The sequence below is a fragment of the Bacillus cereus group sp. RP32 genome, from assembly GCF_040459735.1.
Lineage (GTDB): Bacteria > Bacillota > Bacilli > Bacillales > Bacillaceae_G > Bacillus_A > Bacillus_A wiedmannii.
Genome location: NZ_JARVHO010000001.1, coordinates 3,300,018 through 3,326,046, shown reverse-complemented (window position 1 = coordinate 3,326,046; position 26,029 = coordinate 3,300,018). Strand labels below are relative to the sequence as shown.

The following is a 26,029-nucleotide window of genomic DNA, read 5'->3' as shown; positions in this document are numbered from 1 at the left end:
GGGAGAGAAAATCTCCCTCTTTTCTTTATATAGAGGTGAAACAATGATAGTAACAACAGCAGGAAGAACGAACAAAGAAATGACAGATTACGCAAATAAGGTAGCAGCAGAATTAAATCGTTCTTTCGTTAAACGTAATGACATACCAGTACATAAACTACATGAGCAGTATGAACAAGATGTACTTGTTGTAGGGAAAAACCGATTAGCTATTTATCCGAGAGGAACGGAAGAGTCGTTTTTCTTTCATCCAAACTCAGCGATGTTTCGTGTGAAAAGGTTAATGCGCGGAGAACATGATCCGTTTGTACAAGCCACGCAATTAGAGAGCGGAATGACAGTATTAGATTGTACGCTCGGTATGGCATCAGATAGTATTGTAGCTAGTTATATTGTTGGTGAAAGCGGAAAAGTAACGGGACTTGAAGGCAATGAGTATATGGCTTATATTATGGAAAATGGTTTGAAAACATGGTCTTCAACTGTTTCTGAAATTGATGAGGCAATGCAACGAATCGATGTGAAGCAAACGGAGCATTACGCATTTTTAACACAATGTGAAGACAATAGTTATGATGTTGTATACCTTGATCCGATGTTTGAAGAAACTGTTATAGAATCAGATGGAATAAAAGGATTAAAACACTTCGCTTTGTATCATGATATTACTGACGAAACAATTGCAGAAGCGAAGCGTGTGGCGAGAAAGCGTGTCGTTCTGAAAGATCATTTCCGTAGTTCTAGATTTGAAAAACATAATTTTCATGTATACAAAAGAAGAAGTGCTAAGTTTCACTTTGGTGTAATTGACCCTTGCTAATTGTTTGAAAAGATGTATAATAAGCAATAATTAATTAAATATACTGTCGGTGATGAAGAGAGTAGTCTTTTTTAGAAGGAAAGCGAGCTAGGGATGGTGTGAGCCTAGTGCGGAAGAAAAAGATGAAGCGCACTTCGGAGATGCTTCTTGAACGAATAGTAGAGTAAGCCGAGGCCCCCTGTCCTCGTTATAAACGGGAAAGTGGTTCGTAATGAACAACAAGGGTGGTACCACGGGTTTAAACTCGTCTCTTTTTAGAGACGAGTTTTTTGTGTTTTAAAAATGAAGGAGGTTGTAGTATGGATTATAAAAAGCAGTTTGCAAAAAGTTTATCCAATATTTTTACAAATGAATTAACACAAAATCAAATTTTAGATTTAATCGAAACGCCGAAACAAGATGAATTCGGAGATGCGGCATTTCCATGTTTTTCACTTGCGAAACAATATGAAAAATTACCAGCTATTATCGCAAAGGAAGTTGCGGAGAAATTAAGTAATCCATTTTTTACGAAAGTAGAGGCCGTTGGTCCTTACGTAAATGTATTTTTTAATCGTGAAATTGTAAGTGATGCAGTATTAAAAACGGTTTTAGCGGAGAAAGAAGAATACGGTCAAAATCACTTTGGCTGTGAAAAAACGGTAGTTATTGATTATTCTTCTCCTAATATCGCGAAACCTTTTTCAATGGGGCATTTACGTTCTACGATGATAGGTAATTCATTGAAACATATTGCTGAAAAATGTGGTTATGAAGTTGTAGGAATTAATTATATTGGGGATTGGGGAACACAGTTTGGAAAGTTAATTACGGCTTATAAAAAATGGGGAAATGAAGCAGTAGTTAAAGAAGATCCAATCCGTGAGCTATTTAAGTTATATGTTCAATTCCATGAAGAGGTAAAAACCGACGAAGCACTAGAAGAAGATGGACGCGCTTGGTTTAAGAAATTAGAAGAAGGTGATGAAGAAGCGGTTGAGCTTTGGAATTGGTTCCGTCACGAATCCTTAAAAGAATTTTCTCGTATTTATGAACTTCTCGGTGTTGAATTTACTAATTTTCAAGGAGAAGCTTTTTATAATAACTTAATGGAAGATTTTATTGGAATTTTAGAAGAACATGATTTGCTTGAAGAGTCTGACGGCGCGTTAGTCGTTAATTTAGAAGAAGAGGGAATGCCGCCTTGCTTAATTAGAAAATCAGATGGTGCGACGATTTACGCAACACGTGACTTAACGGCAGCTGTATACCGTCAAAACACATATGCATTTGATAAAGCGTTATATGTAGTTGGCCCAGAACAAAGTTTACATTTTAATCAATTTTTCACGGTATTAAAAAAACTTGGTTACAATTGGGTTGAGGGCATGGAACATATACCGTTTGGGTTCATTTTAAAAGACGGTAAGAAAATGTCGACACGTAAAGGAAGAGTTATTTTACTTGAAGAAGTACTTGAGGAAGCAATAGACCTTGCAAAACAAAATATTGAAGAGAAAAATCCAAACTTAAAACAGAAAGAAGAAGTAGCAAAGCAAGTCGGCGCTGGCGCAGTTATCTTCCATGATTTAAAAAATGAGCGTATGCATAATATTGAATTCTCATTAGAAAATATGCTGAAATTTGAAGGTGAAACAGGACCGTACGTACAGTACACACATGCACGTGCGTGCTCTATTTTAAGAAAAGAAAGTGTAGAATTTGAAACGTGTACGTTTGCATTAAAAGATGATCATAGCTGGAGCGTCGTAAAATTACTTAATAAGTTCCCACAAGTAATTGAAGCAGCCTTCAACAAAAATGAGCCATCAATCATTTCGAAATACGTATTAGATGTAGCACAATCGTTTAATAAATACTACGGCAATGTTCGTATATTGGAAGAGAGCGAAGAGAAAGACAGTAGACTGGCATTAGTTTATGCTGTGACAGTTGTATTAAAAGAGGGATTACGTTTACTTGGGGTAGAGGCTCCTGAGGAGATGTAAAATAAATAGGTATACGTATCATAGTAGATATGTATGCCTATTTATTTTTATAGAAAATGTGAAAGCAGAAGTTTTATTTTATTAAATCTAAATTTTTCTAGAATTGTTTCAAGTGTAGGAAGCTCCTTATTAAATGGAGAATTGTAATGTCATATATAAAAAGGAGGCATTACAATTGGAAATGTACGATATATGAAAATTACATTTGGTGACATAGTATGTTAAAAGGTAGCGATATTACGAGGGATGTCATTTATTGTCGATAAGTCGATATTCGACATATAATCGCTGATATATGTTAAGAATCGGTCGATATATTTTGAAAATCGCCGATAAAATGAAAGAATCGCTGATATATTTGAATTATCGCCGATATAATTTTATGTACAGAGTTCAGCTTCCAAAAGATAAAATCCTCATGTTACGTTATTCCATTTAATTAAACAAAATATGGAGAAAAACAATCATTTTTACTATATTTTGTTATAAATTTGAATAATATTAATTAATACCATCCATTATAAGAGATTTTAGTTGAATACCTACAATATGATGTGTAAAATCTAAGCAAGTAGCAGTACAAATAAATATTCGAGGTGAATACATGCTAGATTTTAAGCAGTTAGATGCTTGTTTGAAAGACAAGAGATTTATAGATGGATTACAGGAAATAAATAATGAAATTTCATATATAAAAGAAAAGAATACTTTATCTTATTTGAAGAGTTGGCTTGCTAGTGTTCCTTCACATAAGGAGTTTGACATATTAATACGTCTTACTGATGAAGGGCTTATGCACCAATACAGTTCATTCCTCATTCGCTACGCCTACAAAAAATTCCCAAATATGAGAACGCTCTCTTTATATTGTGATGAGTTAATTGATGAGCGGAAAATACTTGAAGTAGAACAGTTGTTAAAAGACTCATTAGAAGAGGTAAGTAAAGAAGAAATAGAAGCTGATCTTTTAGCGAAAACATATTTTACGTTAGTACGATGTTTGTTGGAAATGAAACGAAATGAAGAAGCCCTAATCTATATGCAAAAGGCAGAGGAGTACAGTTCACGTGCCGTATTTGATAAATGGGGCTACGTCTATATGCATACAGGTGAATGGGAGAAAGCAGAAGAACAATTTATAGCTGGCATGCAGCATAAAGATTGTGAAGAGCTATCTACCTATTTATTATCACAATTATATGCGAATCAAGGAGAACAAAAACGTGCATTACAGCTAATTGATGATGCGATTGTAAAGTTCCCGCAAGTACCATATTTTCATTTTGAAAAGGTAAAATATTTATTAGATTTAAGGAAGTATGAAGAAATGTTAGCGGTAATAGATAACATAAATAATCAGCTTCCTTATCATGCGTATAAAGCTTACTTTGTACATTTACGTGCAGAAGCGCTTTACAAAATGAATAAACTTGTAGATTTACAACAGTTATTAAAAGAAGAAAAAAGTTTAAAAGAGTCTTTATATCATAATTTAGAAAAAAATCCAGATGGAAAAAAGGTGCATTTACCGATAGTTCCTATTGTACAAAAGGATAATTATTGTGTTCCGACAAGTTTAGAAATGATGTTGCAGTTATGGGGAGAAAAACGTACACAAGATGAAATAGCAGAGTTTATTTTTGATATGACAGGCTCAAAGTTTTCAGATACTGTTTCTTATTTAGAAGAATTAGGTTATGAATATCGTTATTTTAAAGGGAATGAGGAAAATTATAAGAGACTGCTGGATGAAAGGATTCCTGTTTTATTAAGTATAGATATTGAGCATGCTTCACATGTACAAGTGCTATCTGGATATGATGATACGTTACAAGCTTTTTATGTTCAAGATCCGAACTTTATAGAACCAGTTATTGTGGAATATAGTAAGTTACAAGAAAAATATCGTTACACAGGTTGTTTAGCGATTACGTTTGTTCCGAAAGAAAAGAAGGAGCAATTAGCATTTTTAAATGAAGAAGAAAATCATTATTTTAAATCTATTTTTTCTCTTACGGATCATCTAGATGAACATGATAAAGAGGGGATTCATAACTTAGTACAATTTTTAAAAGAGACGAGTGATAATCCGAATACGTGGTTATATACAGTTAAGCATTTAGATGTTGAAGTAGATAATGAGTTTATTATATGTTGTATTGAAAAGTTAATGGAGAAGTTTCCGAACTCAGATTTTGTTAAATTGCATGGTGCGCAGTGCTTTATTCGCCTTCAAGAATTAGAAAAAGCCGGGCAAATGCTGACAAGTGTTGAGAAGAAAAATAATCGTGCTTTATATCATTTAATAAACGGAAGATATGCTTTTGAACAGGAAAGTTATATAGAAGCGATTTCAAGTTTTCGTTCATCATTACAATTAGACGCAGATCAGCCGATTGCTTGGAGTTTTCTCGCTCTATCATACATGTATATCGATCAATCTGAAAAGGCGTTGCAGTTTTCTCAAGTTGCTTTAGAACGTAGTCCAGAAAGATTCACTTTAACGAATCACGGATTAATATTAATAGATTTAGAAAGATATGAAGAAGCGTATGAAATTTTTAATGACCTATTAAGAGAGAATAAAAAGGAGGCACATGTATGGTATGAGCGCGCGAGATGTGCGCATCATTTAGGGGAATTACATTTAGCGATAAAAGGGCTTAAAGTAGCGATTTATTTGGATAGTAATGCACCTTACATCTATACGAAACTTTCGGAAATATACGAGTCTGATTTGAAGGATGAGGAAAGTACGAAAGAAATTTTATTAAAAGGTATTGAGAATTGTGACGATAAGGCACCTCTATACGTAAAACTCGGTGACTATCATTTTCAAAATGATAGTCTGGAAGAAGCAGAAACATTGTATAATCGTGCTTTAGAAGAAAATCATGATGATGTTTATTCTCACTTTGGACTTACGCAAGTTTATATGGCGAAAGAACAATACAAGGAAGCGAAACAATATATTCTCGGTATTGAAAAACAAATTGAAAAGAGCCAAGATTTTCTTATGAATGCGGGAATGGTTCTATGGGATGCTGAGGTTGAACTTGGTGGAAATGAAGAAGGGTTTAAATTAGCTTTGTCTAAGTTAGAGAGTGGTATAAAGCAGAGTGAATATAATGTGGCAAGTGCGTTAGATGAATATGTGAATCGAATTAAAGGAACGGTATTTGTACAAAGAGGTATAGCATTCTTAAGAACGTTACACAAAGAAAGAAAAGAAATAAGCGAATACGGTTGTTATACAGGTATTTTATATGAATCTATTGGGCAGTACGGCCAAGCGATGAAAAGGTATAATAAGGCGATAGAACAAAAGGAAACGGCATTACCGTATTACCGAATTGGTGAAATACTCATGGCATTAGGGCAATTGACGGAAGCAAAACAAGCGTATGAAACATGTTTAGAGCTTGATGAGAATTTCGTAGGTGTGCATTTACAGCTTGCAGAAATATATGAAAAAGAAGAAAATCGTTCTAAAGAACAAAGTCATATGGTTCAAGCTATGAAAGAAGAGCCGATGCATATTAATATGGAATATTTGGCACAGCTTTCAGTAGAAATGAGTCTTCAGGAAGAGTTACTGACAGAACTAGAACAATTAGCGGACGAAGCACCTGAAATATGGCGATTAGATGCGATTGCATATGTGTATGGAGCGATGGATGAAATAGATAAAGAACAAGCACAGATTGAAGAGGCACTTCAATTAGATAGTGAGCATATAGAAGTTCTATATCATTATGCCAAAGTGTTAGTGAAAAAAAGAAATGCAAAAGCAATTGAAATTGCAATGAAAGTTATACAAAAAGATGCAAATAATGAACGAATATTTGATGTGTATGTAAAAGCGATAGAACAACATAAGAAATTGTCTAACATACGAGATTTTCTTCATACATTAAAGGTGAAGAAGGCAGAAAGAAGTATGGCATTTATGTATGCTGCATCTGCGGTGACGGAAAGATGGATTGAACGTCAACAAAATGAACAGCCGAAAAAATCCATAATTACGAGAGCTTTTTATCGTATGAAAAACCGTGCGAAAGAAATTTCGATTATTACTACAATCATTGATTTGTATGAAATTTCGTTAAAGTTAAATCAAAAAAATAGTATGGCAGCACAGCGATTTTCACTATTTTACGAGAATGTGGCGATGTATAAAGAGGCGATAGATGTATTGCAAATATCGTTAGAAAATAAATGGGATTACGATATAGCGAAGCAACTTGTAAATCTTTTCATGGCGTGTGAGGAAGAAGATATGTTACGGGATGCTTCAGAATTAACGAAGCAAATGGTTCGAGAGTTACCAGATGATTATGATACGCTTCTTTTACAAGCACAAGTATTCTTTAAAATAGGAGAAGAAAGAAAAGCAGAAAAGATTACCTTACAATTAACGGAGCAAACACCGTTTGTAAGTAGAGCGTTTCTTGCTTTAGGAGAAATGTATCAAAGTCAAGAAAGGTTTGAAGAGGCAATTCATGTATTAGAAAATGCTTCTATACATCATCCAAATGAAGCAGCAATTCTTCTTTCTTTAGCATCTTCGTATCATGGTGCCGGACAAACACTAAAGGCAGAAAAAATAACAAATGATGTATTAACAATAGATGCGAGTGATTTGTTAGCAAGATACGATCGCGCTTGTTATTTAGCACAGTTAAATAGAATTGAAGAGGCGAAGCAAGAGCTTGAAATTGTTCTTCGTGAGGATGAATCAGGATTCTTTGCTGAGCTTATTGAAGAAGATGAAGAATTAGCTGGAATACAAGAATTTAAGAAATAATTGTATAGGAATTGTGAAAAAAGGGTATAATTAAATATATATTTCGAATTAGTTGACAATTTATTGCCCAATGGCATAAAATAGCTTTTAATAAAGTATACAAATCTGAAGACGAGAACGAGTAAAATAATGAATTGTTCCCCAGAGAGCCGGTGTATAGCTGAAAGCCGGTGTGCAGACGTTATTTGAAAATCATCTCCGAGGAGCCGAGGCTGAAATAAGTAAGCCCGGACGGATGTCTACCGTTACAAAGAACACGTATGATAGTACGTTGCTAAGTGCTATTAGCGAAGAGCTAATAGAATTAGGGTGGTAACGCGGTTAAACCCGTCCCTACTTCATGGGGACGGGTTTTTTGTGTGCTTTAAAATATTCAAAAGGAGTGATTGTAGATGAAGAAAGTAGATGTAAAAGAGTCAGCTGTAGGGAGAGAAACACGTATTCGTAAGCAGTGGAACGAGCAAAGTATTTTCGAGCAATCAATTCAGAATCGAGAAGGCGCACAGTCTTTCGTATTTTATGAAGGACCACCAACGGCGAACGGTTTACCACACGTCGGACATGCACTTGGACGGACAATTAAAGATGTAGTAGCGAGATATAAAACGATGGCTGGTTATAAAGTGCTACGAAAAGCGGGATGGGATACACACGGTTTACCTGTAGAATTAGGTGTTGAGAAGCAACTCGGTATTTCTGGTAAACATGAAATTGAAGAGTATGGAATTGAGCCATTTATTCAGAAGTGTAAAGAGAGTGTATTCACATATGAGAAGCAGTGGCGTGAATTCACTGAAAGCATCGGTTATTGGGTAGATATGGATGATCCATACGTTACGCTAGAGAATCCATATATCGAAAGTGTATGGCATATTTTAGGGACGATTCATGAAAAAGGATTATTGTACAAAGGGCATAGAGTCTCACCATACTGCCCAAGTTGTCAAACTTCACTAAGTTCACATGAGGTTGCACAAGGATATAAAACAGTAAAAGACTTAAGTGCAACAGTTAAGTTTCAAGTAAAAGATAGTGAAAATGAATATTTCCTAGGGTGGACAACAACACCTTGGACACTTCCAGCAAATGTTGCGCTCGCTGTACATCCAAATATGGAATACGTGAAAGCGAAACAAGAAGGTCATGTATACATTGTTGCGAAAGAACGTGTACAAGATGTATTAAAAGAAGACTATGAAGTATTATCTGTTCATAAAGGTGAAGAATTAGTAAACACATCTTATATGCCGCCATTTCCAATGAAAGAAGTTACAAATGGCTATCACGTTATCGCAGCAGATTTTGTCACGGCAGATAGTGGTACAGGACTCGTTCATATCACTCCAGCATATGGGGAGGACGATTATAGAGTCGTTCAAAGTGAAGGATTGTCATTCTTGCATGTTGTAGATGAGAAAGGTGAGTATACAGAAGCAGTACCATTTTTGAAAGGGAAATTTGTAAAAGATTGTGACGTGGATATTGTTCGTCATTTAGCGAAGGAAGGCTTACTATATCATAAAGAAAAGTATGAACATAGCTACCCACATTGCTGGCGTTGTGATTCACCACTTCTTTATTATGCAGGAGAGAGTTGGTTAATCCGAACAACTGCAATTAAAGATACATTTTTGCAAAATAACGATTCTGTTACTTGGTATCCAGACCATATGAAACATGGACGCTTTGGTAAGTTTTTAGAAAATATGGTGGACTGGAATATTAGCCGAAATAGATATTGGGGAACACCATTAAACGTATGGGAATGTGAAAGTTGCGATCATCAATTCGCACCGAAAAGCATTGCTGATTTAAGAAAGCATAGTACAAAAGAAACACCGGAAGATTTGGAATTGCATAAGCCATATGTAGATGAAGTGCAAGTTTGCTGTGAAAAATGCGGAAGTACAATGAATCGTACACCAGAAGTAATTGATGTTTGGTTTGATAGTGGTTCCATGCCATTTGCGCAATATCATTATCCATTTGAAAATAAAGAGTTATTTGAAGAACAGTTTCCAGCGGATGTTATTGCAGAAGGCATTGATCAAACACGTGGATGGTTTTATAGTTTATTAGCAGTATCAGCACTATATACAGGAAAAGTGCCTTATAAACGAGTGTTATCACTAGGGCATGTATTAGACGAAGAAGGACAGAAAATGTCTAAAAGTAAAGGGAATGCACTAGATCCAGTTGATTTAGTAAATCAGTTTGGTGCAGATGCATTAAGATGGGCGCTACTCGTTGACAGTGCGCCGTGGAATGCGAAACGTTTCTCGGAAAGAACAGTACTGGAAGCAAAGTTTAAATTTGTAGATACATTAGTCAATGTGTATAGCTTCTACGTTTTATATGCAAATTTAGATGAGTATAATCCGAAAGAAACGTATGACGCAAAGCGGACGAAATTGGATGAATGGGTATTATCAAAATTGCATAGCACAACGAAAAAAGTGGGAACAGCACTTGATGATTATCAATTTACGAATGCAGCTCGTGAAATCGCGGCGCTTGTAGATGAAGTAAGTAACTGGTATGTAAGACGATCACGTAATCGTTTCTGGGAATCTGGTATGAATGCTGAAAAAGCAGCTGCGTATGAGACACTTCATGAAGTGCTTGTGACAATTAGTAAATTAATTGCACCATTTACACCGTTTGTCGCTGAAGATATTCATTTAAATTTAACTGGAAGTAGCGTTCATTTAGAGGATTATCCAGTTGTAAATGAATCACTACTTCAGCCGAAACTAGAATCGGAAATGGATGCTGTTTTACAAGTTGTTGAACTAGGAAGAAGTAACCGTAATCAACATTCTTTAAAAGTAAAACAGCCGTTAGCGGAACTTGTATTACTAGCGCATAATGAAAATGATATGGATTGGGAATTTTATCGTGATATCGTCATGGATGAGCTAAATGTCAAAGCGTTTCATGTTGAACTCGATGAAACGAAATACACGTCCTATCAATTAAAGTTGAACTTTAAAACAGCTGGGCCGAAGTTTGGTAAAAATGTGAATGCAATAAATGGATGGTTAAAACAATTATCAAAAGAAGAAGTGCAACACTTTGTATCTACAGAAAGAGCAGTTTACGAAACTGCACCAGGAGAAGAAGTAGTTGTAACGGCTGAAGATGTAGTAGTAGAGAAAGTTGCGAAATCAGGGTTCTCTAATACGACTAACGGACAATATACAGTTATGTTAGATACGAATGTAACAGAAGAGTTGTTACAAGAAGGAGTGGCGCGTGAATTTATTCGAGCGGTTCAAGAATATCGTAAGCAGTTAAATTTACCGGTTAATTTACGAGTAGATGTTATTCTTGATACAGAGGAAGAGCTACAACGAACATTAACGAACCATAAAGATTTATTGGAAGAAAATTTACTCGTTAAGCAATTTACATTTGATCACTTAACGAATGAAGACGATGAACTATCTTTAGGTGAAGCGAAAGTTCGAATTAAATTAAGCGCGGCTCATTAAAGAAAAAAGGAAGTTGGAATCATTCCAACTTCCTTTTTGTATGATGGAAATTTATCCGGCTAACTTCCTCATAATCCGTTCGATAGGTCCTCTAGTAAATGTCTTTCTTCATAGCACACTAAATAAAATACTGTAGAAATATATTTCTACAGTATTTTTCTCATTTTATACATAAATATTGAGAAAATTTCACTCAACCTAAATGGAAAGGTAATAGAATTGTTTATAGAGAATTACTCGTAGATTCAATTTTTATCCCCCCATTTTGTGGGGAATGATTGCCTAGTGGTAATGGGATAAGGTTGAGCTACTTTATTAGGGGGAGTGGTTCTATGTTTAATAAAAAAATGGTGGCAATGGCAATGACTGTGCCGTTAGTAATGGGGACGATTTCTACGGTTTCGGCATTGGAAAAACAGCAGCAAGTAAAGCTAGAAGCTTATTCGCCGCAGAAAAAAGCAACTGAATATTTAAAAGAAAATGCTGCGCAGTATGGATTAAAAACAGACCTTTCAGACTTGCAATATATTTCTACAACAGAAACGTCAGTAGCTTCATATGTTAGGTTCCAGCAAGTTGTTAATGGTGCACCTGTATTTTCAAAACAAATTACAGTTACTCTTAACGGAGAGGGAAAGGGCGTACTTGCTGTTTCTGATTATCAATCCGTCAAAGGTGTGAAGGAAGTAACGACAAAAATTAGTGAAAAAGATGCAATACAAAAATCAATGGCGTATGTTGGAGAAGCAAGTGAGCAAAACTTATGGGCTCCTACAGAGAAAGAATTCGGATATATTGTGGAAGAGGGAATTGCTCGTCCAGTATATAAAGTGGTAGTCCATTCTAATAATCCATTTGGTGCATGGGAAACATTTATTGATGCGGAAAATGGGAAGTTAATTAAAAAGGTTGATATAAACCGAAAAGCTGAAGGGACAGGAAAAGTATTTTTACCTAACCCAGTCGTATCTAGCGGTAGTAAAGTAGGCTTAAAAGATAATAACGATGCAGATTCAACAGCGTTAACGAATCAATTGAAGACTGTTACGTTAAAAGGTTTAGATGGGACAGGATTTTTAATTGGAGAGTATGTAACGATTTCTTCAAAAGCAAAAACAAAATCTACAAATTTACAATTTAACTATACACGTGCAAATGATAGCTTTGAAGATGTTATGTCGTATTATCATATCGATACATTACAGCGTTACATTCAAGGGTTAGGATTTAAAAATATTAATAATCGCTCTATTAAAGTGAATGTGAATGGAACGACGGCGGATAACTCATTTTATTCTCCAACAACGAAAGCTTTAACTTTTGGTACTGGCGGAGTAGATGATGCAGAAGATGCTGGTATTATCGCACATGAATACGGGCATTCAATTCAAGATAACCAAGTGCCTGGCTTTGGTAGTTCTGCAGAAGGCGGAGCGATGGGAGAAGGATTTGGTGACTTCTTAGGTGCTACGTATGAAGATGCAGTATCGACAACAGGCTACGGAAAAGCATGTGTTGGAGAATGGGATGCGACAGCTTATTCTAGTTCAGATCCGACGTGCTTGCGCCGATTAGATACGAATAAAGTGTATCCGAAAGATGTTACAAATGAGGTACATGATGATGGGGAAATTTGGGCACAAGGTCAATATGAGATGGCACAAGCTTTTGGACGTGATGTAGCAACGAAAATTATTTTACAATCACACTGGTCATTAACACCAAACTCTAAATTCAGTGATGGAGCAAAAGCGATTAAGCAAGCAGATGCTCTTTTATATGGCGGACAACATGCTGCTGATATCGATCGTATTTGGGCAGCAAGAGGAATTAGTACGAATTAATATAAAAAGTCGTGGCGTTTATAAGCCACGACTTTTTAATTTGCTTAAGCACTGGTACTAGTAAAGTAAGCTATAGGAATGCTAATGTAAATTCATCCGCATTCTAGTTGTTTTTTTCGTCTTTAAAAACAAAATGCTCTTTAAATTTTCTAGACTCAACTTTTTGACCGTTTCTCATGGAGCGGAAAGGGTGTTCTTGCCAAGTAATGATTACATCAACTTCATCTGCTTTTGTAGCAAGTGGAAAATTAGTATGTTCAAATCCAGTTTTTCCACTTGCTAAGCGACTTTCCTTTCGTGAGAAAAGTTCATATTTCGTTTTCGTTTTTGGCTCGTTGCGGAATACTTCGACTTGTACGTTATATACTTCACTGTTACCAACATTTTTTACTGAAAATTGATATGTTTTAAATTCATCTTCTTTAGCTTGAAGCATATTGTTACCTATGTTCTTCGGTTCATCAATATTCACTTTCCATTGATCAGAGTTTTGGGAGATTGGTAAAGATTTTGGTGAATAGGCGTATGTTTCATTTACTACGATTAGGCATAACAAAAGGAGGAAGAAACTTATTGTTTTTTTCATATACACACCTCGCTTTAAATTTGTTAGTTAATATGCGTAAAAAACACAATTTTTATGTAATAAAATGGAAAAAGGTGATAATTTGATTCAAATGAATTTAAAAAAACTTGAAGAGGTAGTAGATGGAGAAGGATTAAGAGAATCGTTTCACAATATAGAGATACAAGGTATCTGCATTGACTCCAAGAAAATTAAGAAAGGGAATTTGTTTGTCCCAATTATTAGAGTGAAAGATGGACATGATTATGTGAAAGAAGCAATGGATAATGGAGCTGTCGCTTCCTTATGGAAAAAGTCTTACGGTACTCCGCCAAAAGGGATAGCAATTATATTTGTAAATGACACTTTGTTTGCTTTGCAACAATTGGCACAATTTTATCGAAAAGAGCTAAATGTAAAAGTAATCGGAATCACTGGTAGTAATGGCAAGACAACGGTAAAAGATATAATAAACACAATTTTAAATACAACTTATCGTGTGCATAAAACAAAGGGCAATTTTAATAGTCAAATCGGTTTGCCGTTAACGATTTTAGAAACGAAACGAGATACAGAGTTTTTAATTCTTGAAATGGGGATGAGTGAAAAAGGACAAATTCGAAACTTATCAATAATAGCACAGCCAGATGTAGTGATCATTACAATGATTGGCCATTCTCACTTAGAGACGCTTGGATCAAAAGAAGAAATTGCGAAGGCTAAATTAGAAATTATTGATGGATTAAAAGATGAAGGATTATGTTTGTATAATGGTGATGAACCATTGCTTTTGAAAAATAAGAATTTATCGAGTATAAATTGTAAGGCATTTAGTGAAAAGTATACAAATGATTTGTTGCCAACAAACGTGCAATTAGATGAATATGGTGTTCATTTTAAATTAAATGATTCAAAAATACAGTACGATGTTCCCTTGCATGGAAAACATAATATTTTAAATGCGATTGTCGGAATCGCCGTAGGTCAATTTTATAATGTCCCCACAGAAAAAATACAGAAAGCATTGCGACAAGTAAATATTACTCATATGCGCTTTCAATTTTTAACTGCTAAAACAGGTTTTACAATTATTAACGATGCATGGAATGCCAGTCCCTCTTCAATGAAGGCCGCAATTGAAACGTTACAGACATTAAATGCCTATAAGAAAAAAATGATAGTAATTGGGGATATGTTGGAGTTAGGGAAGAATGCTGAAACATATCATAGAGAAATTGGTAAAATGTTAAATCAAGAGAGCATTCAATATGTATTCACTTATGGAGAGTTAGCTGAAATTGTAGCGGAAGAAGCGAGAAAGAAATATGATATAGGAAAAGTACAGTCATTTAATAGTAAAGCCAAGATAGCAGAGGAAGTATTAAAAGTTATAACGAAAAAGGATATCATATTATTGAAAGGCTCACGTGGAATGGCTTTAGAGGAGATTGTACAAAATTGGATATGAAAGATCAAAATATATTTAAAAAGGCTTGCGTTTTATAAAACAAAGAGATAGAATACTCTGTAAATATAAAAAGTGAGGATCAGGAAAAGTACATGATGCAAAGGTCTACAGAGAGCAATCGGTTGCTGAGAAGATTGCGATACCGCATGATGGAAAGACACCTGTGAGTGTTGCTTTGAACGTGATAATTAGTAAAAGCAAACGGTACCTACCGTTATCAGGGCTAAGATGGTCATTATGACAATTTGGGTGGTACCGCGGAAAAATCCGTCCCTATTTATAGGGGCGGATTTTTGTATTCTTTGAAAGGAGGTGAGTGACCGTGGATGATGACGATGACAACAATAACGTAAATAAATATAAAATTACTGGAGGGAAAATTAATGGAGTCAATAATAAAGCGTTCACTCACAAAAGAATGTACGGAGCAAGGCGGCAAGGTTGTATTACTTCAAGGATGGGTAAAAAAGATTCGTCATCTAGGTAATGTTAGTTTTTTATTAATAAGGGATCGATCGGGAGTTATGCAATGTGTATTAGAAAATGAGTTAGCTGGATATAAGGTAGATGTGGAAAGTGTCGTTCAAGTCGTTGGTGAAATTGTAGAGACTTCGAAAACAGAGTTAGGGGTTGAAGTGCTTACTCACGAAGTGAAAATATTAAATGGCGCAGAACCACTTCCGTTTGAAATAAATAAAAAGAAGTTACAAATTGGTTTAGATCAACTACTGAATGAGCGGGTATTATCATTAAGACATGAGAGAACCGCGGCGATATTTAAAGTGAAATCTACACTCGTTCAGAGCTTTAGTGAATTCCTTATAGAGAACGATTTCACACGTATATTTACTCCGAAAATTGTTTCACAAGGGGCAGAAGGAGGAGCGAATGTTTTTAAACTTCCATACTTTCAAAAAGAAGCTTATTTAGCACAATCACCACAGTTTTATAAACAGATGATGGTAGCTGGAGGGTTAGAACGTGTTTTTGAAGTTGCACCTGTTTACAGAGCGGAACATCATAATTCTTCCCGTCATTTGAATGAATATATATCGTTAGATGTAGAACTTGGATTTATTCATGATTTTTATGAAGTGATGCAATTAGAAACGGATGTTTTACGATATATGTTTCAACAAGTAGCAAAAAACTGTGAAAAAGAACTACAACTATTACAAATAGAAGTACCTGTTATTACAGAAATACCGAAAATTACATTGTTAGAAGCGCAAGAAATTTTGAAAAATAAATACCGAAAAGAGTCGCCAATTGGGGATTTAGATACAGAAGGTGAAAAGCTACTAGGCAAATATGTGAAGGAAACATATAAGAGTGAGTTAGTTTTCATTACACATTATCCGAAAGAAGCTAGGCCGATGTATACGATGCCGAATAATGAGAATCCGTCTATTACTGATTCGTTCGACTTACTATATAAAGGATTAGAAATAACATCAGGGGCACAGCGAATTCATAACTATGACATGTTGCTTGCTTCTTTTAAAGAAAAAGGATTACATCCAGAGAAGTTTCAATCTTATTTAGATACATTCCGATACGGTTGTCCACCACATGGTGGTTTTGGGATAGGATTAGAAAGGATTGTGTATAAGCTTTTAGAATTAACAAACATACGAGAGGCAAGTGCTTTTCCGAGAGATTGTACACGTCTTATACCATAATATTAAAACCCTTCTATAATAATAGAAGGGTTTTGTGCATTTCAACATAACTTAAAGGGAAGAATAATGGTTTTTTTGTGTGAAAATATGTAAATTATATCAAGAAAATTTTATAATGAATTGAGAAATAGAAAATTCATAAGTTATAATAAAATATGAATATAAAAATAGTTCATATAATAATGTATGGAAGGGTATGAAACATGTTATATCAAACTCAAGCAACACAACAAACACCAGCTTACATAATCTATCTTCTGGATGTAAGCGCATCAATGAATCAAATGATGGATGCAGGCGGAGAAGAAAAAAGAAGAATTGATATTGTAACGGATGCTCTATCATTAGCGATTCGCCAAATGGTATTTCGTTCAACAAAAGGTAGTCGCTTGCTTCCAAGGTATAAGTTATCTATTTTAGCCTATAGCGATCATGTTTTTGATCTATTGGGTGGGGTGAAAACAATAGACGAAGTAGCAAGACTGCGCCCACTAGAAAAAATCCAAACGCATCGCTTAACTGATACAGCAAAAGCTTTCTCTGTAGTGGAGAAGTTATTGCAAAAGGAATTACCAAATTTACAAGATGGACCAGCTCCTGTGGTCTGTCATATGACAGACGGCGCTTCAACTGGTGAAGATCCAGAATTAATTGTGCGAAGAATTATGGATATGTCTGTACCTGATGGAAATGTGCTAATTGAAAATATTTTTATTTCAGATGAAATTATGCAGGACGAAATTACTAACATAAAGAAGTGGCAAGGGATTATGCCAAATACAGAGATTACAGATGAGTATGGCGCAAAGTTGCAAAGACTTTCATCGCCTATCCCTCAAAGCTATCGTGAGATGATGACTGAACATGGTTTTCATATTGCAGATGGTGCGGTGATGATGTTTCCTGGTACAAATGCCGATTTAGTGTCACTTGGATTTCAAATGTCCGCTGCGACGCCGGTTCGATAGGAGGGAAAAGTATAGTGAAATATATCCTGTCGCAAGAGAAAGAAACGGTATTGCAAGAAAAGAAAAGCAAACATTTTACTTATCAATATAGCTATGTAAGAGCTAAAGAAACACAGGATTTAAATGAAAGTGGACAAGATTTTTTAGTATTTCAAGATAATGGAACTAATTTCACATTTGTGTTATGTGATGGTGTAGGGATGTCTTTTCATGGTGAAATCGCTGCGAAATTTCTTGGTATGAAATTATTAAACTTATTTGAAACATTTCCGGAAACGGAACAGGATATTTCTATTCTATTAAATGAAGAGTTGGAAAAGTGGAAAGAAGAAGCGTCAGAGGAAATAAGGGCATTTCGATTGCCAGAAGAAACACCGTGGTTACTTCGCGATGTATTGGAAGAAAAGCGAAAACAAGGTAGTGAAGCTATGTTTATTGGTGGAAAAATAGAACTCATTCCAAATCAAGACAAAGTACAAGTAACGATGGTTACACATGGTGATTCATTTGTACAATTGTTTCAAGAGAAGAAGGATTGTTTGAATGTAATGAAGTTTGAGAGAAATATAGAGAAAAGATGGTCTACACAGCGTGGCATTATTGGTGGCGAATTGGAGGTTTTTTCAAAGATATTATCCAAAGAAGAAGTAAACCGGATAGTTATTCATTCAGACGGACTTATGTCGCTTATGCAATATAACTTTGAGGAAGTCTTAACAGAAATTGAGAGGGCGCAGTGCTCGCCGACAAGCGATGATATTTCATACTTAGATATTTCTTGGTAACAACACGATAGAAAAAGGTGAATAAACGTGGAAGAGATTATTGTGACGTACATAAAGCAATCAAATGAAGAAATAGATATTGCGATTCCTAATGATGTAAAAGTAGTACAAATTATTGAAGCGATTTTACATCATGAAAAAATAGATGAAGCGTTAAGCGATATCTATGAAATTAGAGTGACAAAAGATAAAGAAGAATGGCATTCTATTCGGGATGATGAAACTTTGAGAGATAGTGATGTTTGGGATGGGCAATATGTAATGTTGCATAAAAAAGGAGCAATTATTTCTTCTTTTGAAATGCTACCTGCAGAAGAAGCTCATACCGAACCTATTAAATCAGATATACCTTCTAATGAAGAAGATTATGTATGGAAAATCATTGAGTAATAGTTTTTAAGTGGGGAAGGAGCAATGTTTTGTGCAAAAATCACCGTATTTTCAACGCTCTCCGCGTGTGAAAGTAGATATACCAACAGGGGATGTTATTATTCATGATCCGCCGAATATACCGGAGGAGCCGAAGTTTTCAATTGAAACAATGTTACTGCCAGCAATGATGACGATTTTAACATTGATATTATATTTTGTAATGATGAAATTTATGAAGATGAATTCAAGTTATATGCCATTAATGATGGTTTCAAGTATTCCAATGTTGGGATCATATGTAATTACAACGATGGGGCATTTCCGTAAAAAGAAAGAACATCGTCAAATGGTTGAACAATTACAAACAAGATACTTAGAGCAAATTCAAAAGCATCGAGTGGAATTAGATACGTTAAAGGTTGAACAAGCAAAATATTTAATTACACAAAATCCAAGCCCATTAAAAAGTGTACAAAGAATTGAAAACCGAGAAAGTAATTTATGGGAGCGTACACCTGAAAGTCCGGACTTTTTAGATATTCGTATTGGAACAGGAGAAAGACCATTTCTTGTAGAATTGAAGGTACCTGAACAGAAAGGTTATGAAGAAAATCCATTAGTTACAGAAGCACAAAATGTGAAAAGGGATTTCAATATGATACCTAATGGACACATTTCAATTTCTTTGAAAAAAAACGATGTAATTGGTGTAGTCGGAAATAAAGAAGATAGACTAAACTTTATTCGAATTGTAACGACGCAAATTATGACACATCATGCACCAAATGAAGTGAAAATAGCAGCCTTTTATCATGAGAAGGAGAAAAAACAGTGGGATTGGATGAGATGGCTTCCTCACGTATGGGATGAACAGAGAAGTATGCGTTTTTTATCTGAAAATCAACAAGATGCGCAGAAGCTAGCTGAAGTACTCTTTACCCCACTTAACATGCGCAGAATCTATAATTCTTCTGCGCAAGCGGATGCAAAAGTTCCTTTAATTCCAATGTATGTCTTTTTCTTATCGGCGAGAGAATTTTTAGAGGATGATCCTTTAACTCCAATGTTACTTAGAGAAGGTGAAAGTGTAGGAGCTTCTACATTTATTTTTGCGGAACAAAGGGAACGCTTACCTATGGAATGTGATCTTATTATAAGTTTAAATGGAAAAAATGGTGAGTTAGTAGAAACTTTTTCAAGTTCAGCTGAAAACAGTGGGACAACGCGTGCAAGTTTTAAAGTAGATCGACTTTCATTCGAACGATGTGAACTAGGAGCGCGAAGCATTGCTCCAATTCGAATGAAAAGTTCTACAGCAGCCAACATTCCGAAAGTATTAACATTTTTAGACTTGTTTCAAGCTAAAAACATGGAAGAGTTACAAGTGCTCGAGAGATGGAAAGAAAATCGATATCCGACTTCATTACCGGTTCCAATTGGTGTAAGAGAGGGAAGTAAACCTGTTTTTCTAAATATTCACGATAAAATAGAGAAAAAAGGGCATGGTCCGCACGGTCTAATGGCTGGTACAACTGGATCAGGAAAAAGTGAAGTTATTCAGTCTATAATAGCAGCGTTAGCAGCAACCTATCATCCTCATGAGATGGCATTTATGCTTATCGATTATAAGGGTGGCGGAATGTCAAACACATTTGCGGGATTACCGCATATTATTGCATCTATTACGAACTTAGAAGATCCAAACTTAATTGAGCGTGCCAGAATTTCATTAAAGGCAGAATTAGAGCGTAGACAAAAGTTATTCATTCAGGCTGGAAATGTCCAGCATCTAGATGAATATTATGAAACAAGCTGGCGTGAAAAAGAACCTTTACCACATTTATTTATTGTTATTGATGAGTTTGCTCAAATGAAAAAGGAACAACCAGAATTTATGGACGAGCTAATTAGTGTCGCTGCAATAGGAAGAACTTTAGGGGTTCACTTATTATTGGCAACTCAAAAACCTTCAGGGGTTGTAAATGACAAGATTTGGAGTAACTCGCGTTTTCGAATTTGTTTACGTGTACAAGATGATGCGGATAGTCGTGAAATGCTAAAGATTCCAGATGCATCTAAAATCAATGTACCAGGACGAGGGTATCTCCAAGTTGGTAGCAATGAAGTATTGGAATTATTCCAATCTGCATGGAGCGGAGCACCTTATAATCCAGATGAAGAGAAAGTTCTTGATATTGTTGACTTTACAGAAGTTAAGCTTTCGGGTGAAAGAATAAAAGTGAAAAAGCGTCCAAAACCAATGACAAATAGTCCAAAGCAATTACAAGCTTTTATTCAATATGTACAGAGCGTATCAGAAAAAGAAAATATTAAAGCATTACCAGGACCTTGGCTGGATCCATTACCGGAAAAATTATTGTTAAAAGAATTTTATGCTATGGAAGATTGGACAATTGGTGAGTGGAATAAACCGAAAGAATATTTACAAGTAACGGTAGGATTAATTGATGATGTTGCAAATCAAGCACAATTTCCTCTGAAGTTAGATTTACAAGAAGGGCATTTAAATATATATGGTATGCCAGGTACAGGGAAAACGACGATGTTGCAAACCATTATTATGTCCTTAGCTGTATCTCATACACCAGAAGAAGTGAATTTTTATGTTATTGATTTTGGTCGTATGTTCTTAGATTTTAGAGATTTACCTCATATAGGTGGGATTGTACAAGAAGGCGAAAATGAAAAAATGAAACGTCTATTCGGATTTTTGAAGAAGGAAATCACGGATAGAAAAGAGAGTTTTTCTAATATCGGTGCAAAGTCATTCTCTATGTATAATCGAATGGTAGAAAAGAAAATACCAGCTATAGTAATAATGGTAGATGGTTATATAAGATTCAAAAATGAATTCGAGAAAGAAAATGAAGTATTAGAATTATTATTGCGTGAATCAAGTACATACGGAGTATATTTCTATTTCTCTCTGAATCAAACAATTGATATGTTCGATCGTGTTCGTAACAATATACCGATGGCAATTACATTTGAATTGCAAGATAGAACAGAATATCATAACTTAGTTGGCAGACCTAATTTCCCATTAATTGAAGTTCCTATTGGTCGTGGATTAATGAAAGGTCAACCGCCGGAATTGTTCCAAGCAGCACTGCCGTTTATTGGTGAAAGTGAATTAGAATATTCCCAGCAATTAAAAACGATTATTCAAAAAATGAATAGGGAATGGAATGGTGAAAAAGCAAAAGATATTCCAATGGTACCTAAAGAGATATTTGTAGAGCATATGGTTGAGCAATTAGAAACATCCCAAATTTCAGCAGGTATTGAAACAGAGGATATTCGTTTGCAAAGTTTTTCATTAGACGAAATGAGCCATATATTTGTTGGTGGAAGAATAGAAGGCGGGAAAACATCGCTATTACAAACGATTCTGTTCACCACTACTTACCAGTACTCTCCAGAAAAGGTTGAACTATACTTAGTAGATCTTGGTGAAAGACCTACAGGCATATTAGCTCTTGGAGATTTACCTCATGTGAAGAAGAAAGTTACAGATGGTATGCAATTAAAAGAAATATTAGATGAATTGTTAGAGTTAATAAATAATAGAGAACCAGTAATGCCATCTTTAGATCCAAATGCAGCAGTGGAATTTCCATATAAGAGAATAATCATTGCGATTGATGATATTGATCAAGTGTTAACTATACTAGCTAATGATTATGAGACGAAAAATAAAATGGAACTAATAGTTCAAAACTGTAAAAATAAAGGGATTCATTTTATAACGGCGGCTACAACCTCTAGTCTAAATAGCCATTCTCATGAAAAATGGTTTGCAGAAATTAGAAAAAGAAGCATTGGTTATTTATTGGGAACAACACACAATAACGATGTGTATTTCTTTAATATGAAACTTCCACATACTGAAATGGATCAAGAATTATTAAGTGGGGATGGATATTGCATACGTAGAAAACCAATAAAAATAAAATGTGCATATACACCATTACATTTACTTCGCAAAATGACAGATAAAATAATTGTGAAATGGTCTGAATTAAAAGTGAAATAATATTAAAATAGGGTTAAATTACAAAAAAATAGAATTTTTTTGTAATTTAACCCTTTAAATATTGTATGAATATAGTTTATAATCTAATTGTTGTATCATTTATGATTTGAAAGGGGAAATTAATACAATGACAGAAATTAAAATTAGACCAGAAGAACTTGAAAGAATTGCTAATAACTTTAAAAACGCAGCTGGGGAAGCACAAAATCAAGTTAATAGACTTGAAGGCGACATTAATAGTTTACATGGTCAATGGTCTGGGGCAACACAAGATAAGTTCAGAGCGGAATTTGATAATTCTAAACAAAAAATGCAACAATACATACCGATTTTAGAAAAAATTTCGACGGATTTAAGAAAAATCGCTGAGAATTTCCGTAATACAGATAACTCATACTAAAAATAGAACAATTGCAAAAGGCCAGGAGCTATTGTTCCTGGTCTTTTTTATGGAAAATTGTCAGATGAGGGTAAGGGGATAAGATGGGATTCCGACCAGAAGTAGGAGAAAAAATTATTCTTAATAAAGATGTTTATCGTTTTGAGAAACACCCAGCCGTAATTGGTATTGAAATGCCCTATGGTCAAGAGGGAAGACAAGGAACAGTTTATCAATTACAACATGAAAATGGTGTGGAACGAATTGCATTAAAAGTTTTTAAGGAACGCTATCGTGATGAAAAACATCAATTAGCATTTTTAAAACCACTTTCTTCCTTAGCGGGCCTTAAAGTATGTTCACGCTACATTGTTACAAAAGAAGAAAATGCATCTGTTATTGAAAAATCAGAAGATCTTGCTAATAGTATTGTAATGCCTTGGATTGAAGGTCCAACTTGGGCTGATATTTTACAAGAACAACGAGTGTTATCAAAAGAACAATGTTTCTTTATTGCAGAAGCATTTCTTAAAACACTTAAAATGATGGAGGAAAATGAAGTTGCTCATAATGATTTATCGTCTAGCAACGTACTCATACCTTTCTTGAGTGAAAATCCAATTGAAGGACAACACTATATCGAACTTGTTGATGTTGAGCAAATGTATGGACCAAAAACGAAAAGGCCTATGCTATTGCCAGCAGGTTCAGCGGGCTATGCACCAATGTATTTAAAAAGCGGGGTATGGCAAAAAGAAGCCGATCGATTTGCAGGCGCTATTTTATTGGGAGAAATATTAGGTTGGTGTAGTGAAGAAGTTCGAAATAAAAAATGGACGGATGCAAGTTACTTTAAAACGGAAGAAATGCAGACAGAATGTGAAAGGTATACGTTACTTCAGCAAGTATTACATAATCAATGGAATGGGGAAATTGCAAAATTATTTAAGCAGGCATGGAGTAGTAACTCTTTCGCAGAATGCCCAAGCTTTGCACAGTGGTACGATGTATTTAATAGCGTGAGAGAAAGAATAAAAATTGATGCGGAAAGGCAGTCAGCAGAAGAACACTCTCTTTTTGTATCAAAATGTTTGGAAATTGCAAGATTATTAGAAGAGAGAGAATTTAAACAAGCGGCATTATATGAGTATAAAATAATTTTCAATTCACTCAATTCATCAACAGCTCTACAAAAAGAACTCGCATATATCATTCAAACTATGGAGAGTCAAGAGCCTGAAATAAATAATAAAATGGTCCTACAACATTATTTGGAATTAGCTACTGAATTGGAACGAGAAAACAATGCAGCATTTGCTTGTTTCGTCTATTCACGAATCGTACAATTTCCAAACATTGACCAGGCGTTAAAACAGGAAATTGAAAGCATTATTGAAGAGATAAAAGAAGAGCAAGGAACGCAGTCACAGCAAGAAGTAGCAGCTACAATTACAGTTCCAACTAGCATTCTACAAAGCCGGAAACAAACGAAAAAACAAGTGGAATATGATATAGATGATGAGATTTTAAATGCAAAAGCATCAAATCAACCACTTACAATAACGCATGAACAAAGCGAACCGTCGGCTTTTTCTACATGGTGGAAAAAGAATAAAAAGCGAATTTTGATTATTGGTTCAACTGTAGTGGTTGTTATAGGTGGTTCAACGTTATTTTATTTCTACACAACAAACGCGAAATATCAAAAGTTTATGGAACAAGCACGACAAGCTTATGATGATAAAAAATATACAAAAGCAGAAGAAGCTGTTGGACATGCAATTGCTGTGAAGGGTAAAGACGAGGCATATCTCCAATTAGCAACGATTTACGTTGCTGAAGGAAAAAATAAAATTGCAATCGATTATATTACAAAACTAATAAAAGATAGAGAAATAGATAAAGAAAATAATGAAGCTGCTTATCTATTAGCTTTAGCAAATTTCCGCATTGGAAAATATCAAGAAGCAGTGCAAAATTTTGAACAAGCGCTAGCGAATAATGCAAAAGGAATTGAACCATACAAAAAAGATGCAATGAGAGATTTAGCTGTAAGTCATATGAAAATGAAAGAATTTGAAAAAGCGGAAGATGTTATTGTCAAAATGAGTACGAAGACAAATGAAGATAAAGCAATTGTTTCGTATTTAAAAGGTCAATTATCAACCGCAACGGTACAGTTAGACAAAGCAGAATCTTTCTTTAAAGAAGCTATTATGCAAGATTCAAAGAATGCCATATATACAATTGAACTTTCAAATTTATATGTGCTTTGGAATAAAACAAACCTAATTGATAGTGCGAAGAAAGAAATAAATTATCAACAAGCATCGCACATTTTACAAGTAGCGATTCAAAAAGATATGAAAAATATTGAGTTGTTAAATCAACTAGGAATTGTGTATTACGAAGCGGGCCAGTTTTATGAAACGCGAGATGGCGCAAAGAGTACTGCTGCATATCAGCAAGCGTTAGAAGCTTACAATAGAGTTGTCAGCAGTGGAACACGCGACATAAATACGCTTGTAAATATAGGGATTTTATACGATAAAGTGGGACAAGGAAATGAAGCAGAGAAGCTTTTCACAGAAGCATACTCACAAAACGATGAAAATCCGCATGTGAATTTTGCATTCGGGATGTTTAAAATTAAACAGAAAAAATACGAGGAAGCAAGTCGCTTCTTAAGAAAAACAGTGCAGGCAAATGAAAATGAATCTGAAGTAAGAGCCGCGCAAGAAAAACTAACAGAAATGAAAACAAACGGTTGGATTCAATAAAGATAGGAAAAGGGGAAAAG

At 34.9% G+C, this 26,029-nt stretch carries 14 protein-coding genes and 3 other annotated features; of the genes, 13 read left to right on the top strand and 1 reads right to left on the bottom strand.

The features are described from left to right. The first annotated feature begins 43 nt into the window (after window positions 1-43). From QCI46_RS17065 to QCI46_RS17045, 5 genes are all read left to right on the top strand, one after another. Window positions 44-820 carry a class I SAM-dependent methyltransferase gene (locus QCI46_RS17065; protein WP_353840962.1) on the top strand — a complete coding sequence of 259 codons (777 nt, stop codon included), beginning with the start codon at window positions 44-46 and terminating at the stop codon, window positions 818-820. Window positions 821-860: 40 nt separating this feature from the next. Then, window positions 861-1,075: a binding site (T-box leader), on the top strand. 44 nt (window positions 1,076-1,119) lie between these two features. Beyond that, complete coding sequence (argS, locus tag QCI46_RS17060; protein WP_353840961.1) at window positions 1,120-2,808, top strand: arginine--tRNA ligase; 1,689 nt, start codon at window positions 1,120-1,122, stop codon at window positions 2,806-2,808. A 604-nt stretch (window positions 2,809-3,412) separates the two neighbouring features. Further along, window positions 3,413-7,615: a tetratricopeptide repeat protein gene (locus tag QCI46_RS17055; protein ID WP_353840960.1), complete on the top strand. Its 4,203-nt coding sequence runs from the start codon at window positions 3,413-3,415 to the stop codon at window positions 7,613-7,615. 99 nt (window positions 7,616-7,714) lie between these two features. Next, window positions 7,715-7,953: a binding site (T-box leader), on the top strand. A gap of 54 nt (window positions 7,954-8,007) precedes the next feature. Further along, complete coding sequence (gene ileS, locus QCI46_RS17050) at window positions 8,008-11,109, top strand: isoleucine--tRNA ligase (RefSeq protein WP_353840959.1); 3,102 nt, start codon at window positions 8,008-8,010, stop codon at window positions 11,107-11,109. Between the two features lie 332 nt (window positions 11,110-11,441). Then, window positions 11,442-12,953: a M36 family metallopeptidase gene (locus QCI46_RS17045; protein WP_046959291.1), complete on the top strand. Its 1,512-nt coding sequence runs from the start codon at window positions 11,442-11,444 to the stop codon at window positions 12,951-12,953. 103 nt (window positions 12,954-13,056) lie between these two features. On the opposite strand, the gene QCI46_RS17040 is transcribed toward QCI46_RS17045, so the two are convergent. Continuing rightward, window positions 13,057-13,539: a hypothetical protein gene (locus QCI46_RS17040; RefSeq protein WP_353840958.1), complete on the bottom strand. Its 483-nt coding sequence runs from the start codon at window positions 13,537-13,539 to the stop codon at window positions 13,057-13,059. A gap of 64 nt (window positions 13,540-13,603) precedes the next feature. On the opposite strand from QCI46_RS17040, the gene QCI46_RS17035 reads away from it, so the two are divergent. The 8 genes from QCI46_RS17035 to QCI46_RS17000 all read left to right on the top strand — a co-directional run bounded on the left by QCI46_RS17035 (window position 13,604) and on the right by QCI46_RS17000 (window position 26,009). Then, window positions 13,604-14,986 carry a UDP-N-acetylmuramoyl-tripeptide--D-alanyl-D-alanine ligase gene (locus tag QCI46_RS17035; RefSeq protein ID WP_353840957.1) on the top strand — a complete coding sequence of 461 codons (1,383 nt, stop codon included), beginning with the start codon at window positions 13,604-13,606 and terminating at the stop codon, window positions 14,984-14,986. A gap of 66 nt (window positions 14,987-15,052) precedes the next feature. Further along, window positions 15,053-15,264 (top strand) — a binding site (T-box leader). A gap of 105 nt (window positions 15,265-15,369) precedes the next feature. Further along, window positions 15,370-16,668: an aspartate--tRNA(Asn) ligase gene (aspS, locus tag QCI46_RS17030; RefSeq protein WP_353840956.1), complete on the top strand. Its 1,299-nt coding sequence runs from the start codon at window positions 15,370-15,372 to the stop codon at window positions 16,666-16,668. 203 nt (window positions 16,669-16,871) lie between these two features. Continuing rightward, window positions 16,872-17,636 carry a vWA domain-containing protein gene (locus QCI46_RS17025; RefSeq protein WP_088058533.1) on the top strand — a complete coding sequence of 255 codons (765 nt, stop codon included), beginning with the start codon at window positions 16,872-16,874 and terminating at the stop codon, window positions 17,634-17,636. An 11-nt stretch (window positions 17,637-17,647) separates the two neighbouring features. Beyond that, complete coding sequence (locus QCI46_RS17020; RefSeq protein ID WP_033656038.1) at window positions 17,648-18,421, top strand: hypothetical protein; 774 nt, start codon at window positions 17,648-17,650, stop codon at window positions 18,419-18,421. A gap of 27 nt (window positions 18,422-18,448) precedes the next feature. After that, on the top strand, window positions 18,449-18,811 hold the full coding sequence (locus QCI46_RS17015) for an EsaB/YukD family protein (RefSeq protein WP_000391137.1): 363 nt from the start codon (window positions 18,449-18,451) through the stop codon (window positions 18,809-18,811). 31 nt (window positions 18,812-18,842) lie between these two features. After that, window positions 18,843-22,850 carry a type VII secretion protein EssC gene (gene essC / locus QCI46_RS17010; RefSeq protein ID WP_353840955.1) on the top strand — a complete coding sequence of 1,336 codons (4,008 nt, stop codon included), beginning with the start codon at window positions 18,843-18,845 and terminating at the stop codon, window positions 22,848-22,850. 127 nt (window positions 22,851-22,977) lie between these two features. Continuing rightward, window positions 22,978-23,250: a WXG100 family type VII secretion target gene (locus tag QCI46_RS17005; RefSeq protein ID WP_002118898.1), complete on the top strand. Its 273-nt coding sequence runs from the start codon at window positions 22,978-22,980 to the stop codon at window positions 23,248-23,250. Window positions 23,251-23,333: 83 nt separating this feature from the next. Continuing rightward, entirely contained in the window at window positions 23,334-26,009 is a 2,676-nt protein-coding gene (locus QCI46_RS17000; protein ID WP_353840954.1) for a tetratricopeptide repeat protein, read from the top strand. The last annotated feature ends 20 nt before the right edge of the window (window positions 26,010-26,029 follow it).